Source organism: Microbacterium murale (genome assembly GCF_014635185.1).
Classification (GTDB): domain Bacteria; phylum Actinomycetota; class Actinomycetes; order Actinomycetales; family Microbacteriaceae; genus Microbacterium; species Microbacterium murale.
On record NZ_BMCM01000004.1, the window covers coordinates 198,751 to 213,237 of the forward strand.

The window sequence follows — 14,487 nt, forward strand, 5'->3', positions numbered from 1 at the left end:
GCTCATCGGCCTTTCCCCTCTCGAAGACGCGGATTGGATATGCCGTCCACGCCGAAGTTGATGAGCGTGAGGCTCAGCGCCAGCAGCGCGATGCAGAGACCAGGTGCGAACAGCAACAGCCATTGCCCTGTGAGCAGCGAATTGGAGTTCTGCGCCCAATAGAGCATCGTGCCCCAGCTGACGATGCTGGAGTCGCCGAGACCGAGGAACTCCAGGCCCGCCTCGGCGAGGATCGCCGCCGTCGCCGCCCCGAAGAGCGTGCCGGCGATGATCGACGTCATGTTCGGCAGGATCTCGCGGAAGACGATGCGCGCCCGGCTGTCGCCCGAGAACTGCGCAGAGGTGACGAAGTCGTTGCCTCGCAGCGACTGCGTCTGGCTGCGCAGTACACGCGCACCCCAGGCCCAGCCCGTCACCACGATCACGGCGATGATCATGAGGATGCCGCCGTTCTGCAGATAGGCGGCGATCACGATCATGAGCGGGAGCCCTGGGATCACGAGGAAGAGGTTGACGATGAATCCGACCACTTCCCCGGGGAATCCGCGCATGTAGCCCCAGCTCAGGCCGATGAGAACGGCGACGATGGTGGAGAGGATGCCGGCGGCGAAGCCCACGAGCAGGCTGATCTGCGAGCCGAAGATCAGCTGGCTGAGCACGTCCTCACCTGCGGCGGTCGTCCCGAGCCAGTGCGCTGCCGAGGCATCCGCATTGCGCTCGAAGCCGTTGTCCTTCGGACCGTACGGAGCGATGAGCGGGGCGAACACCGCCACGATGACGAAGAAGGCGAGGATGCAGAGCCCGAGGCGCGCCTTGCCGTTCGACCAGAGCGTGCCGACCATCCGGCCGAAGGCGCGCCATGGGCTGGGCGCCGCGATCCGGTCGGCGGGAATCTTGACGTTCATCGTGGAAGTCATCGGCGAGTCCTTGGGTCCAGCACGCCGTACAAGATGTCGACGAGGAAGTTGGCGATGAGCACGCTGACGGTGATCATCAGGAAGAGCGCCTGCATGAGCGGATAGTCCTGTCCGATCACGGCGTTGAAGAGCAGGTACCCGATGCCCGGATAGCCGAACACCTGCTCCACGAGGATCGAGCCGCCGACCACGCCGCCGAGCGTGAGCCCGAAACCGGTGAGGTTCGGCAGGATCGCGTTGCGGGCGGCGTAGCGCAGGGCGATCGTGCGGCCCCGCAGCCCGTTCGCCTCCGCGAAGGTGACGTAGTCGTCGCCGAGCGTGTTGATCATCGCGTTGCGCATGCCGATGATCCACCCGCCGAGCGAGGTGAGGAGGATCGTCAGCGCCGGAAGCACGGCGTGACGTAGCAGATCGCCGATGAACTCCCAGGTGAAGCCGGGTGTCGTCGTGGCGGCGTATGCGCCGGTCGTCGGGAACCAGTGCAGCACGTAGCCGAGGAAGAACAGCAGGAGCAGGGCGGTCCAGAAGTACGGGAACGTGCTCAGGAACGACCCGGTGAGCGTCGGCAGCGAGTCCAGCCACGTGCCTCGCCGCCACGCGGCGGCGACGCCGATGAGAGTGCCGATGACGAAGGCGAGCACCGTCACGACTCCGACCAGGACGATCGTGTACGGCAGCGCGGTGGAGACCATGCTCGCCACCGACTGCGGATAGAAGGTGTAGGAGACGCCGAAGTCGAGCCGTGCGACCTGGCCGAGATAGGCGACGTACTGGTCCCACATCGAGCCGGTGGGAACACCCAGTTGAGCCTCGATCGCCGCGCGCGTGGCGTCGGAGACCGGACCGTTCTGCGACAGCTTGGCGATCGCCGCGTCGGCGGGCGAGCCGGGCATGAGCCGCGGGAGGAAGAAGTTCAGCGTGATCGCGGCCCACAGCGTGAGCACGAACAGACCGAGTTTCTGGAGCAGATACTTCACTGGTCGTCTCCGTTCACGCGCGTGAGATGGGTGAAGATCATCAGCGGAGCGGAGTCGTAGTTCTGCGGAATCATGTACGGGTCCTCCTCTGAGGGCCAGCCGGTGAACTTGGCATCGCTGAACAGGCCCCAGATACCGCCGTAGTAGAGGCCGATGACGGGCAGATCGTCGTAGACGAGGGTCTGCAGCTCATTCACGATCTCCTGCTGCTCGGCCGGATCCACGGTGGCGCGGTACTCCGCGAGAAGAGCGTCGGCGTCATCGGACTGATAGCGCTGGAAGTTGTTCGCAGTGGTCTCTCCGACCGGCACGTAGAACTCGCTGGAGAGCAGGTTGTTGAAGGCCTGGTAGACGTCGCCGTTGCCCATGCCGCCGATCGCCATCTCGAAGTCGCCGTTGCTGATCGCGCTCTGGTAACCCGCCGGCTGCGGCAGCTTGAGGCTGACCTTCACTCCGACCTCCGCGAGCTGTCGCTGCACGGTCTGCGCTGCGCGCGTCCAGTCGGAGAAGCCGTTGGCCGCGGTGAGGGCGAACTCGAGCTGCTCGCCGTCCGGGCCGACAAGCCGGTCGCCGTCCAGTGTGTAACCGGACTCGGCGAAGGCCGCGAGCGCCGCATCCGTGTCCTGCGTGAGCATGCCCGCATCGGGGATCTCGGGGTTCAGGTACTCCTCCTGGTTCGGCAGGATGAGTCCGGTCTGGCCGGCCGGCTCCATGTACCCCTCGGATGCGGTCTCGGCGATCTCGTCGCGGTCGAGCGCGAGGGCGATGCCGCGGCGCACGTTCACGTCGTCGAACGGTGCGACCTCGAGATTCGGCATGAGCGAGATCACACCGCCCGGCGGGAACCACCACGCGTTGTGCGGGCTCGCTGCTCCCCACGTGCCCTCCACGTCGGAGATGAAGGCGTAGGCCCAGTCGTAGCCTCGCGTGACGGTGTCGAGCTGGGAGTTCGTCGCCGGCAGGATGATGTGCTCGATCTCGATCGAATCCGCCTGCCAGTAGTCCGCATTCCGGTCCATCGAGTACTGCTGGTCGTTGTAGTTGCCGAGCACGAACGGACCGGTGCCGACCGGCTTCTCGTTCCGCCAGGTTCCTGGGTCGTCGACGTCCGCCCAGAGATGCTCTGGCACGATCATCGTCTGACCGATGATCGACAGTGAAGGCGCATCCTCGCTCTTGAGGTGGAAGACGACATCGCCACCGTCGACCTCGACGCTGTCGAGGTGCTGCCATGCGCCCTTGATGTCGAGTGCCGGAGCGTCCTTCAGCAACTGGAAGGTGAAGGCGACGTCATCCGGGGTCAGATCCTCGCCATCGCTCCACTGGACGTCGTCGCGTATCGTCATGACGATGGTGCGGGCGTCCGGCTGCGACCATTCCGATGCCAGCCACGGGTTCTCCTCGCCGTCGAGCGGATTGATGAGGATGAGGGGTTCGTAGATCCAACGCGAGGCTGTGCGCGTGTTCGTGAGGTACGGATTGAAGTTCCGTGTGAAGAACGGGTTGCCGTGGTCGGCGTTGATCAGCATCGTGTCATCGCCGATCGAGGGATCGGGCTGAGAGCTGATCTGGATGCTGCATCCGCTGAGCGCCACGGCTACAGCTGCAAGCCCCATCACCGCGGCTCTCCGCCAGCGTCGGAACATGTGCGTCTTCGACACCCTGCTACCTCATGTCGTCTCTGTCATGACGAGCGCTCCCCAGTCGGAACGCTCACACGGCAACGCCGCATCAGCGATTGTAAGCGCATACATTTTGCGAGCGCAACCCCTTGACACGCCTCGGGGTGCATGGATCCGGAAGAAAGCGGGACGTCAGGGTCGGCGCAGCGAGCTCTCTCGCAGCGTGATCTCGAGCGGAAGTCGGACGAAGATCGGGTCGGTGTCAGGGTGCTCCAGCCTGTTCATCAGCACCTGCACCGCCGCTCGACCGAGCTCGATCATCGGCTGGCGGACGGTCGTCAATCGCGGATGCGACAACGCCGCGGCGTCGATGCCGTCGAAGCCCGTGACGAGCAGATCTTCCGGCACCCTCACGCCCGCCGCACGGAAGGCATCCAGGGCACCGAGGGCCATCTGGTCGTTCGCAGACATCAGCGCCAGAGGTAGTCCGTTCGCCATCAGCTCTTCCGCCGCGCGGCGACCGGAAGCGCGAGTGAAGTCGCCTCGAACCACCACGACGTCGTCGAGCGCGATACCCGCCTCCGCCATCGCATCCGAGAACCCCTGCCACCGTTGCGCACCGTCGGGCGAATCGGCCGGTCCGGCCAGGAATGCCGGCGCTCTACCGCCCGACTGCTCCAGCACGAGCCTGGCGAGTTCGGTCATCGCCTCGGTGTTGCTCACGGTCACATGGTCGTAGCTGTCCCCTCGGGGCGGGCCGGACAGCACAACGACGGGGATGCGCACGGCGAGGCGCTCGAGCACGTCATCCGGAACGCTGCTCGCGAGCACGACGAGCCCATCCACTCGTCCAGCCATGTCGCGCACGGTGGAGCGGTCGGGGTCGTTCCTTCCGACACCGACCATGAGGACGAAGCCCTGCTTCCACGCCTCCAGCTCGGCACCGCGGAGCACCTCGTCGAGGAAGAGCATCGATCCGGGACCCTCTTCCGGTGTCGTCCCTTCCGCGGCAGCCTCGTCGTGGATGATCGTGAACGGATGCGCGGCGCCCACTGAGAGCACATCCAGCGTCGGCGCCTCCTCTGCGGCGTCGAACCCGGGGAAGTATAGACCGATCACTCCGGTGCGGCGCTCGGCAAGACCCCTGGCGCTGCCACTGGGCACGTATCCGAGAGCGGTGACGGCATCCAGCACGCGATCGCGCGTGACGGGACGCACCGCGTCAGGCATCCGCAACACTCGGGAGACCGTCGCGATCGATACACCGGCGCGATCGGCGACGTCGTACACCGTCGGGGCCTTGGCCACACTCGTCTCCCTCGCTGAACCTCAGCCCAGGGTACCCGCGCCGAATCCGTGCGCTGTCGGACGCTCCGCCGGAGGCGATTCGCGATCAGCGTCGACGAGCGGTCACCGCACCGTGCGGGCGCCGGCTCACTTCCCCGGGCGTGCGGTCACGCCGTTCGCGGGAGATGACGGTGAGATCGACATCCGCAAGGAGTTCGGAGAGCGCGTCGCCCGACCAGAAGTATGCGGGGACGACGGCGTGGGGGAACTGCTCGCGGGGAACGCCTTCGAAGTAGCCGATGAGCAGCGAGCCACCTGGCTCGAGCACCCGAGCGAGCTCGGCGAGGATCAGCGGAAGCTCGGCCGGAGGCGTGTGGATGAGGGAGTACCAGGCAAGGATGCCGCCGAAAGACGCGTCCGCGAACGGCAGGTCGCGGAGCGTTGCCTGTTCGAAGACGAGATGCGGCGAGCGAGCGCGGGCAGCGACGAGAAACTGCGACGCGATGTCGACGCCGACGACGTCGCGGTGTCCATCGTGGAGGAACTCGGTCCACAGCCCTGGGCCGCATCCGGCATCCAGCATCCGTCCCTGTGATTGATCACGCCATGCCCCGATGAGCTCCCGATCGGCGGCGTCCATCTGCGCGATCGATCCCGCGATCTCGAGGTACTCGGTGGCGCGGGCGTCATAGGCCGCGGCGATCGCATCGTCGGTCATGACGACGAGCCTACGGATCAACTGACGGTCACGTTGATCCGGTGCCAGCCCTGCGCGCCATCCGGGGCAGGCGGCGCGGGGGTCGAGGTCTGCGTCTCGCCATCGACGCTGAGCGCGCGGCATTCGATCTCATGCGTGCCGGTCTCGGCGGTCCATGGCAGGCTCCACTGCACCCACGTGTCATCGGAGATCGCCGACGCGAGTTCCGCTCGTCGCCACGCCCCGCCGTCGATGCGCACCTCCACCCCGTCGACGCCGACGTGCTGATGCCACGCCATGCCGGCGATCACTGACGATCCCGCCTCGACGTCGCGTCCGTCTCTGGGCACGTCGATCCGCGACTGCAACTTGATAGGGCCGCGCTCCGACCATCCGCGCGACGTCCAATAGGCGCTCGCCCTGTCGAACCGCGTGACTTCGAGTTCGGTCACCCACTTGGTGGCCGACACGTACCCGTAGAGGCCGGGGACCACCAGTCGCACGGGGAAGCCGTGCGCGAGCGGGAGCGGCTCGCCGTTCATCCCGACGGCGAGTAACGAGTCCCGGTCGTCGGTGAGCGCCTCGAGCGGCGTCGATGCGGTGAATCCGTCGATCGAGGTGGAGAGCACCATGTCGGCATCCGTGGACACACCGGCCCGCGCGAGCAGCTCGCGCACCGGATACCCGAGCCACCTGGCATTGCCGATGAGGTCGCCGCCGACGGTGTTGGAGACGCACGCGAGGGTGATGTCGCTCTCCTGCAGCGGCAGCGCCAGGAGCTCGTCCCACGTGAGGACGACTTCGTGATCGACCATGCCGTGCACCCGCAGACTCCAATCCGCCGCATCGACCTGCGGCACCACGAGGGCGGTGTCGATGCGGTAGAACTCGCCGTTCGGTGTGATCACCGGGGCAAGACCCTCTATTCCGAGCTCGGCCGCTGCCGGCACAGCCGGTGCAGCAGTCGTCGCGGCAGGCAGCCGCACTGCTGCGCGCGCGGCCTCGACCGTGCGCACTGTCGCGCGTGCGAGGTTCCCGAAGACGAGCGCGGCCGCGCCGAGCGCCGCCGTCGCGCCGGTCCACACCAGGAACTGCCGACGATCGGGACCGTCCTTCGGCGCTTCCGCCGCAGGGGTCGCACGTTTCATGAGCACGCGCAGCGCGATCGCTCCGGCCGCGCCCGCGAGGATCGAAGGCAGCCATGCCAGCAGATCTCCGTCGGATCGCACCGTCGCCACGACGGCCCCGACGATACCGAGCGCGACGAAGATCGCTGTTCCGACAGGGCGTCGCCACAACTCGAGCAGCCCAGCGGCTGCGGCTGCGAGACCGGCCACCAGCGCCATCGCCGTGAGGAGCGCAGCTTTGTCGCCGGTGCCGAACAGCTCTATCGCGAGGTCTTTCGCCCAGCTCGGCGCGATGTCGATGAGCCCGCCGCCGATCGCCGCGAACGGGCTCGCGGACGGCGCGAGGAGGGATGCCGTCAGCTCACCGAGACCGGCGGCGAAGAGCACGGCCGCGAGACCGGCGGCCGCGGCACGCCATCGGGTTCTCGCAGCGCTGTATCGCCTCATTCGATGAGCTTACGCGCGGATGCGCGCCTATCGACCCGCAGAACGCGGCATCACCGCCCGCTGCGTGGCGTGCGTGCGCTTCGCTCGGAGAATTGCGCTATCTTCGGAGCGATTCTGGCGATTCTCTCCGAGACGAGCGCAGTTCTCCGAAGAACGTGCACGGCTCGCGTCCGTCATGGCTTACGGGCTGCGAGCGCCTGCTGGTAGAGGTCGCGCGAGCTCAGGCCGGTCGCAGCGGCGACCTCCGCACACGCCTCCTTCAGACGCATGCCGCTTTCGACGAGCGCCTGCACCTGGGCGCCGGCATCCTCTGCCGAGACATCTTGATGCGGGGCGCCTTCGACCACGACGACGATCTCGCCCTTGACGCCGTTCTCGGCCCACTCCACGAGCTCGGATGCTGTGCCACGGCGCACCTCCTCGTAGAACTTCGTCAGCTCACGGCACACCGCGATGCGGCGGTCTGAGCCGAATGCCGCCCCCATGTCGGCGAGCGTCGAGACGAGGCGGGCGGGCGATTCGAAGAAGACCATGGTGCGTTTCTCGCTCGCGACGGACCGGAGCGCCGTCCGCCGCTCCCCCGGTTTGCGCGGCAGGAAGCCCTCGAACGTGAAGCGGTCGGTCGGCAGACCCGAGATCGCGAGCGCCATGAGCACCGCGCTCGGTCCGGGGATCGCCGTCACCGTGACGCCCTGTGCGACCGCTTCCGCGACCAGCCCGTAGCCGGGATCGCTGACCGCCGGCATCCCGGCGTCGCTGACGACCACGATGTCCTGCTCGGCGGCGAGGGCGGCGAGCTCGGCTGCCAGGTGCTTCTCGTTGTGATCGTGCAGGGCGATGAGTCGCGGTCGATTCTCGATCTGCAGCGCGCGAAGCAGGTGAGCTGTGGTGCGGGTGTCCTCCGCTGCGACGATCTCGGCGTTCTCCAGCACCTCGATGAGGCGGCGGGACGCATCGCCGAGGTTTCCGATCGGAGTCGCGGCGAGGATGATCACAGGATCAGCTTAGGCGCGCCCTGCCGCTTAGGCTTATGCCGTGACCGCGCCCGTGCCTCTGCTTCCGCCCCCTGCGGAGCGTCTGACCAGGTGGGGCCGGTTGCGTGATCGGCTGCTGCTCGATCCGGACTGGAATCGCGTCATCCGCTGGCTCTCGCCGCTGGTGATCACTGCGCTCGCGGCGGTGCTGCGCCTGGCGAACCTTGCGCATCCGAATGTGCTCGCGTTCGATGAGACGTACTACGTCAAGGATGCCTGGTCGCTGTGGACGCTCGGCTACGAAGGCACCTGGGGCGACGGTGCGAACGAGGCGTTCATCACCGGCGACACCACAGCGCTGAGCGCAACCGGCAGCTTCGTGGTGCACCCTCCACTCGGCAAGTGGATCATCACCCTCGGCATGGGCGTGTTCGGTGCGGGAGGCAGCGCGGCCTGGCGCCTGATGGTCGCCCTGATCGGCGCGGCCACGGTTCTGCTCGTGTACTTCGTCGCCAATGAACTGACGAGATCGGTCGTCGCGGCGACGGTCGCGGGGCTCCTGCTCGCGATCGACGGACTCAGCATCGTGATGAGCCGGATCGCGCTGCTCGACGGCATCCTGACTTTCTTCATCCTGCTGGGGTTCTTGTTCATCCTGTACGACCGCCGACGCAGCATCCCGCTGGTGGAGAATGCCGATCCGGATGCACCCGATCCGCTCTGGGGGCGTGTGATCTGGCGCCGCCCGTGGGTGATCGCGGCGGGTGTCGCGCTGGGCGCGGCCTGCGCGGTGAAGTGGTCGGGGCTCTACGCGCTGGCGGGTGCAGGGCTGTATCTCGTCGTCACGGATGCGCTGGCGCGTCGACGTGCAGGTGTGCTGTTCTGGCCGACGGATGCCGCGTTCCGGCAGGGCGCGGTCTCGTTCGTTCTGCTGGTGCCGGCGGCGCTGCTCACGTATCTCGTGAGTTGGACGGGGTGGCTGGTGACGGCCGGTGGGTACGATCGCCAGGCTGCTGGGAATCCGTTCGCGTCGCTGTGGAAGTATCACGAGTCGATCTACGGCTTCCACGTCGGGCTCAGCAGCGGGCACCCGTACGCGAGTCCGGCATGGCAATGGCCGTTCCTCATCCGTCCGACCGCGGTCTGGGTGGGAGATGATCAGAGCTGCGGCACCGATCACTGCATCTCGGTGGTGTCGTCGGTGCCGAATCCGCTGATCTGGTACGCCGGGATCGCCGCGGCGATATTCCTGCTCTATCGCTTCGTGCGCGGGCTCATCCGGCGCTCGCCGATGCCGTGGACCTACGCGATCCCACTGGTCGGCCTCGGCGTGACCTACGTGCCGTGGCTGCTGTACCCCGAGCGCACGATCTTCCAGTTCTACACAGTGGTGATGATGCCGTTCCTGGTGCTCGCACTGGTGCTCGCGCTGAGGGAGATCGCCGGACGCCGCGATGAACCGCTGCATCGCCGGCAGTCGGGCGAACGCACGGTCATCGTCTTCCTCGTGGTCACGGTGCTCGTTTCGGCATTCTTCTACCCGGTATGGGTCGGGATGAACGTCCCGTACGAATTCTGGCTGATCCACAACTGGATGCCGACCTGGGTGTGAGTGCGGTCGGTTCGATGTCGGTGGCCCCGACGAATATGGCCGCATGCAGAGGCAGCGACCACACATCGACGAGATCCTGACCGCTTTCCTGAGCGCGCAGCTCAAAGGCAAGACGGGTCTGCGTCGCCGACGAATCGCTACGGCCGATGCGCAGCTGCGCCGATGCTTGGAGGCTGAGGGGCACCGCATCTTGACCGATGGCGATCGCTCGGTGCTGGACCTCGAACGCGAGATCACGCCCGAAGATGCCTTCGTGCGAACGATGTTCGCCGACGATCTGCTTTTCGGGCTCGGCATCTATGTGTCCGAGCCATGGCTGCTGCCTGACCGGATCGACCGCGGGGTGCAACTGCGTTTCGCCGAGACGCTCGCGACGCAGCTGATCTCCTGGCGACTGATCGACCAGTGGGACTTCAGCTGCGCGCTGCTCGATCTGCGCGGCTCGATCCGCAGGGCGAAGGCTGCGCAACGAGCGAGCCACCCGGCACCGCCGATCGGCAGATAGCATCGCGTCCATGGGCGCTCCAAGCGGGTTCGCATATGAGATGCACGGCGAGGACGTCGTGATCAGCCACCATGGCAGGCGAGCGACCGTGCTTCGCGGAGAACGCGCAGCGGAATTCCTGGCTGAGGTGGATCGGGGTGATCCGCAACTGCTCATGGCACGCGTGACGGGGAACTATCGACGAGGCAACGAGCGGATGGCACGGCAGCACCCGCGCAACCAGTAACTGCTCGCCCGGGATTCTCGCGCCCGGGTTTCTCATCCTGGTGCGGGTTGTCGTTGGTGTGGGCTTCGGGTGGGGTGCCAGTGCTGGTGGGGGTCCCACCAGGCGGGGCCGCGGACTTCGGGGACGCCGTGGTTCATGCGGATGACCCATTCGGTCAAATGCAGGGTGCGGTGATGGAACCAGCACAGCAGCACCCCGTTGTCGGTATGCGTGGGTCCGCCCTGGGCGTGCTCGTGCACGTGATGCACTTCGCACCAGGTCGCGGGGATCGTGCACCCCGGGATCACACACCCACCATCTCTCGCGGTGATCGCGCGGCGTTGCAGGGCGTTGAAGATCCGGCCACTGGTGCCGATCGACACGATCCGGCCATGCTCGTCGAACAGGATCCGTTGGATACCGCCCGCGCACCCGGTCTGCAGTGCCGCAGTCAACGGGACGAGGTCACCGGTGTGCCCGATCTGCGCCCACCCGTTCCCTGCCGCGAGGTCCGCGGCGGTCGCCGCGACAGTGAGCGTCGGCGCGGCACCACCCAGGTGCGGGAACAGATCGGTACGAGCCGCGGTGTTCAGAATCGCCGCCAGCGCATCATGGACCTTCTGCCCACGCGTGCGGGTGTCCGTGAACACGGGACCGTCCGCGGGATCCGTCTCCTCTGATGGCTCGAACCGCACACCACTGTGCTGCCCCGTCGACCCGCCACCGGTCGACCCGCTGCCCGTCGTGCCGGTGTCGGTTGACTCGCCGCCGGTTGCGTCGCCGTCCCTGCCTGGGTCGTCCGCCCCGTTCACCTTGGGGTTGAGGAGACTGTCGATCAGCAGGGCGAGTTGCGCGGCCACTTCGGGCAGCAGGCTGCCGCGCACGGGGGCGGCGCCGTCCTTCACTTTCCCGATGGAGAAGTACCGTCCTCGCATCGCGGCCTCTTCCGCCGGCTCCGCACCATCCGGGTCCAGATACGCGACCATCACCCGCGCCAACACTCCCAGGTCCTCCGGCAGAGGGATCGGACGCGGCGCCTCACTGTCCGCAGCATCGCCAGTCATCCCGCGGGCGAAGTCGGCAAGCTGCCGGTCGGCCTCGACCCGGTTCTCGTCACTGATCCGGCGGGCGGACTGCTCGATCGGATCCGTCGCCGCCAACAACCCCGCCACCCCCAGACGCCCCTCGACCATCACCTCACGCAACGCCTGATACCGGGCCGGCAGGAACACCCCATCCGTGATGCCGCGGTCTCGGCGCACCAGGCGTGCCGCCCGCACGAGCCGCGTAGCTCCTCGAGTATCGGTGCCGGTCAGCATCCGCACCAGATCCGCGGGCTTGGAGCAGCCGTACCGGGTCGTCATCCGCTCTTCCTTCACCCCGGCCGACCGGTCGCAGACCTGCACCGTCGCCTCGACCTGCACGCCTTCCAGGCGCCGCTGCATCTTCCCCGTCAGCGCGAGCAACTCCGCAGCATCCGCATCCGACAACCCCGGGATCGCCTCCGCACCGAACGCATCACGCGCCACGGAATCGAGGGACTCCTCGAGTTCCCGAAACCGAGCAACGATGCTGTTCATACCACCCATTCAACACCGGGCCACAGACATTCCACCCCGCTTTTCAGGCTGATCAGACAACTATTCCGAACAATTCTCCCCGCGCTACACACTGCAGCATCCGCTACATAATCCGACGTCAGATACGACCAGGAATCACCGCTCCCCGACGAGCTCCGCGGGATCATCGACCGGTAGTCGGCAGACGAACGCCCGACAGTCATACGCGAGACCGGACGCCGCGCCCTTGCCCTCGAACAGCTCGAAACCGGCATCCGCGAACGCACGCGCCTGAGCCGGCGTCACGACTGCGATCACGTCGGCGTCCACTCCGCGCGAAGCGACGGCGAGCGGCCCTGAACGATCATCGGTGACGACGACCAGCTGACGAGGCGGTTCGATCAGACCCGCGGCCACCGCCAGAAGCGAGCCATGTCCGAACGGATGCTGCAGAGCGGATGCCGCATGCGCCTGCACCTGCTCCTCGGCCGCCGCCCGATATCGCGACCCGGCACCCAGTCGCCACGCCGCCAGCGCCGCCCCTGCAAGAGCCGAGACGGCCGACGGCAGGTCGCCATCGGTCTGATCGGGAGCGGATGCCACACCCTGCGCCGCCAGCACTGGGTCTGCCGCGGCGCCCTCGTCGAGCGCCTCGTCGAGGAGATCGCGACCCGCCGAAGCCCACGACACGTCACCCGTGGCCACTGCCAGGCCGAACAGCCCTTCCGCGAGGAGCCCCAGATCCGCAAGGGTCGCGACGGCTGTCGATGCGACACCATCCAGCGACGCTCTGACGAGCCGCCCGTCAGGCGAGCGGTTGGTCGACAGCACGAACGACGCCGCTGCAGCCGCAGCATCCGACCATTCCGGCTCTCCGAGCACAGCACTCGCCCGCGCCACGGCACCGATCGCGAGGCCGTTCCACGCCGTGATGACCTTGCCGTCGACCGCGGGCGGTTCCAGAGACGAACGATCGGCGGCGAGGTAGTAGCCGCCTTCGCTGCGCTGCCCGTCGATCCAGGATTCCGAGTCCTGCGCAGCGCCGAAGGCGCCGCCCTCGCGCCGCAGCACATCGAGCAGGAAGGAGGCGATCCCCCGCGCCGTCGATTCGTCGCCTTCCGCGACCGCCACATCGAGCAGCTGCGCGTTGTCTGTCAGCATCCGCTCGTAGTGGGGCACGGTCCAATCGCGCTGCGTCGCATACCGGAAGAAGCCTCCGTCGACGTCGTGCAGAGCGGATGCCGACATCGCGGCGAGCGCGCGCGTCGCAGCGGCCGCCGCATCTGCTGCCTCACGGTGCACGAGCGGACTCTGCAGGAACCGCAGCGTCGTCGCCACAGGGAACTTCGGCGCTCCACCGAACCCGCCGAACGTCGCGTCCTCACGCGCGGCGATCGCCGCAGCAGCGGCGGCCAGGCCCGCAGACGACGGCAGCGGAGACGGCGTGGTGTTCGCAGCGCTCGCGAGCGCATCGGCCACAGCATCCGCCGATTCGATCGCCTGCTCGCGACGAAGCGTCCAGGCCTCCCGCACCGCGGCGAGCACATCCCGGAATCCGGGCATGCCGCCCGTCGCGGAAGGAGGCCAGTACGTGCCGGCGTAGAACGTGCGCCCCTGCGGTGTCGCGAATACGGTCAACGGCCAGCCGAGATTCTGCGTGAATGCGGACGCCGCAGCCATGTACGCTCCGTCGACATCAGGGTGCTCCTCCCGATCGACCTTGACCGCGACGAAGCCGTCGTTGATGAGCGCAGCAGTCTCGGGATCCGAGAAGGACTCGCGTGCCATGACGTGGCACCAGTGGCACGTCGAATAGCCGATCGAGATCATCAGCGGCACGTCTCGTCGCTGCGCCTCGGCGAATGCATCCACGCCCCACGGGAACCAGTCGACCGGATTGTCGGCGTGCGAGCGCAGATACGGACTGAGCGTGTCGGCGAGACGATTCGTCATGCGCCCCACGCTACGCCGACCAGGTCAGACGAGCGCCTCCACCGACCGCGATGCCGCGTATCCGACCAGCGGCAGGGCACGCTCCGCCGCGAGCGAGATGCGTGCCTGCAGGATCTCGGAGTTCACGACGTATCCGTCGAAGTCGGTGTCGCTGGCGTAGACGCCGAGCGGAAGCGTGAGCGCCTGGAAGAACGCGAACAGCGGTCGCAGCTGGTGTTCGATGATGAGCGCATGGCGCTCTCCCCCGCCGGTCGCCGCCAGCAGCACCGGCTTGCCGACCAGCGCGTACTGGCCGACGAAGTCGAACAGATGCTTGAACAGCCCGGTGAACGATGCCCGGTAGACCGGGCTGCCGACGATCAGCAGGTCGGCCTGCTCGATCGCGACCAGCTGCTCCTCGACGCTCGCGGGCAGGTGATCGCGTCGCAATGCGCCGGCGAGCGCCGGGCCGATTGTGGTGAGTTCGATCAGCTGCACCTCGACCTCCGCCCGCTCGGCGACGGCAGCGGCGATGGCTCGCAGAAGCGCGGTCGTCTTGCTGGGCTCGTGGAGCGAGCCGGAGACGGCGACGATGCGATAAGGAGCGGTCATGCCATAGAACGTAC

At 67.3% G+C, this 14,487-nt stretch carries 13 protein-coding genes; 3 read left to right on the forward strand and 10 right to left on the reverse strand.

Translation table 11 applies throughout. From position 1 onward, the window contains the following. Positions 1–2 precede the first annotated feature (2 nt). From IEV67_RS13280 to rsmI, 7 genes are all read right to left on the reverse strand, one after another. Positions 3–917 carry an ABC transporter permease gene (locus IEV67_RS13280; RefSeq protein ID WP_188437054.1) on the reverse strand — a complete coding sequence of 305 codons (915 nt, stop codon included), beginning with the start codon at positions 915–917 and terminating at the stop codon, positions 3–5. Then, positions 914–1,894 carry an ABC transporter permease gene (locus tag IEV67_RS13285; RefSeq protein WP_188437055.1) on the reverse strand — a complete coding sequence of 327 codons (981 nt, stop codon included), beginning with the start codon at positions 1,892–1,894 and terminating at the stop codon, positions 914–916. The genes IEV67_RS13280 and IEV67_RS13285 overlap by 4 nt, the downstream gene beginning before the upstream one ends. After that, positions 1,891–3,555, reverse strand: a complete 1,665-nt coding sequence (locus IEV67_RS13290; protein ID WP_229703115.1) for an ABC transporter substrate-binding protein — start codon at positions 3,553–3,555, stop codon at positions 1,891–1,893. The genes IEV67_RS13285 and IEV67_RS13290 overlap by 4 nt, the downstream gene beginning before the upstream one ends. Before the next feature lie 153 nt (positions 3,556–3,708). After that, entirely contained in the window at positions 3,709–4,824 is a 1,116-nt protein-coding gene (locus IEV67_RS13295; protein WP_188437056.1) for a LacI family DNA-binding transcriptional regulator, read from the reverse strand. 85 nt (positions 4,825–4,909) lie between these two features. Further along, positions 4,910–5,521 carry a class I SAM-dependent methyltransferase gene (locus IEV67_RS13300; RefSeq protein WP_188437057.1) on the reverse strand — a complete coding sequence of 204 codons (612 nt, stop codon included), beginning with the start codon at positions 5,519–5,521 and terminating at the stop codon, positions 4,910–4,912. A 17-nt stretch (positions 5,522–5,538) separates the two neighbouring features. Then, positions 5,539–7,074, reverse strand: coding sequence for a molybdopterin-dependent oxidoreductase (locus IEV67_RS13305; protein WP_188437058.1), 1,536 nt, complete (start codon positions 7,072–7,074; stop codon positions 5,539–5,541). Between the two features lie 173 nt (positions 7,075–7,247). Then, positions 7,248–8,069, reverse strand: a complete 822-nt coding sequence (rsmI, locus tag IEV67_RS13310; RefSeq protein ID WP_188437059.1) for a 16S rRNA (cytidine(1402)-2'-O)-methyltransferase — start codon at positions 8,067–8,069, stop codon at positions 7,248–7,250. A 40-nt stretch (positions 8,070–8,109) separates the two neighbouring features. Between rsmI and IEV67_RS13315 the strand changes: the two genes are divergently transcribed. Genes IEV67_RS13315 through IEV67_RS13325 form a run of 3 tightly spaced genes read left to right on the forward strand, consistent with a single transcriptional unit; the run spans position 8,110 to position 10,391 of the window. After that, positions 8,110–9,660, forward strand: coding sequence for a dolichyl-phosphate-mannose--protein mannosyltransferase (locus IEV67_RS13315; protein ID WP_188437060.1), 1,551 nt, complete (start codon positions 8,110–8,112; stop codon positions 9,658–9,660). Positions 9,661–9,703: 43 nt separating this feature from the next. Next, positions 9,704–10,165 carry a hypothetical protein gene (locus IEV67_RS13320; protein ID WP_188437061.1) on the forward strand — a complete coding sequence of 154 codons (462 nt, stop codon included), beginning with the start codon at positions 9,704–9,706 and terminating at the stop codon, positions 10,163–10,165. 10 nt (positions 10,166–10,175) lie between these two features. After that, entirely contained in the window at positions 10,176–10,391 is a 216-nt protein-coding gene (locus tag IEV67_RS13325; RefSeq protein ID WP_188437062.1) for a hypothetical protein, read from the forward strand. Between the two features lie 32 nt (positions 10,392–10,423). On the opposite strand, the gene IEV67_RS13330 is transcribed toward IEV67_RS13325, so the two are convergent. From IEV67_RS13330 to msuE, 3 genes are all read right to left on the reverse strand, one after another. Continuing rightward, positions 10,424–11,950: an HNH endonuclease signature motif containing protein gene (locus IEV67_RS13330; protein ID WP_188437063.1), complete on the reverse strand. Its 1,527-nt coding sequence runs from the start codon at positions 11,948–11,950 to the stop codon at positions 10,424–10,426. A gap of 135 nt (positions 11,951–12,085) precedes the next feature. Continuing rightward, entirely contained in the window at positions 12,086–13,882 is a 1,797-nt protein-coding gene (locus IEV67_RS13335; protein WP_188437064.1) for a thioredoxin domain-containing protein, read from the reverse strand. 24 nt (positions 13,883–13,906) lie between these two features. Next, complete coding sequence (gene msuE / locus IEV67_RS13340) at positions 13,907–14,473, reverse strand: FMN reductase (protein ID WP_188437065.1); 567 nt, start codon at positions 14,471–14,473, stop codon at positions 13,907–13,909. Positions 14,474–14,487: the final 14 nt, after the last annotated feature.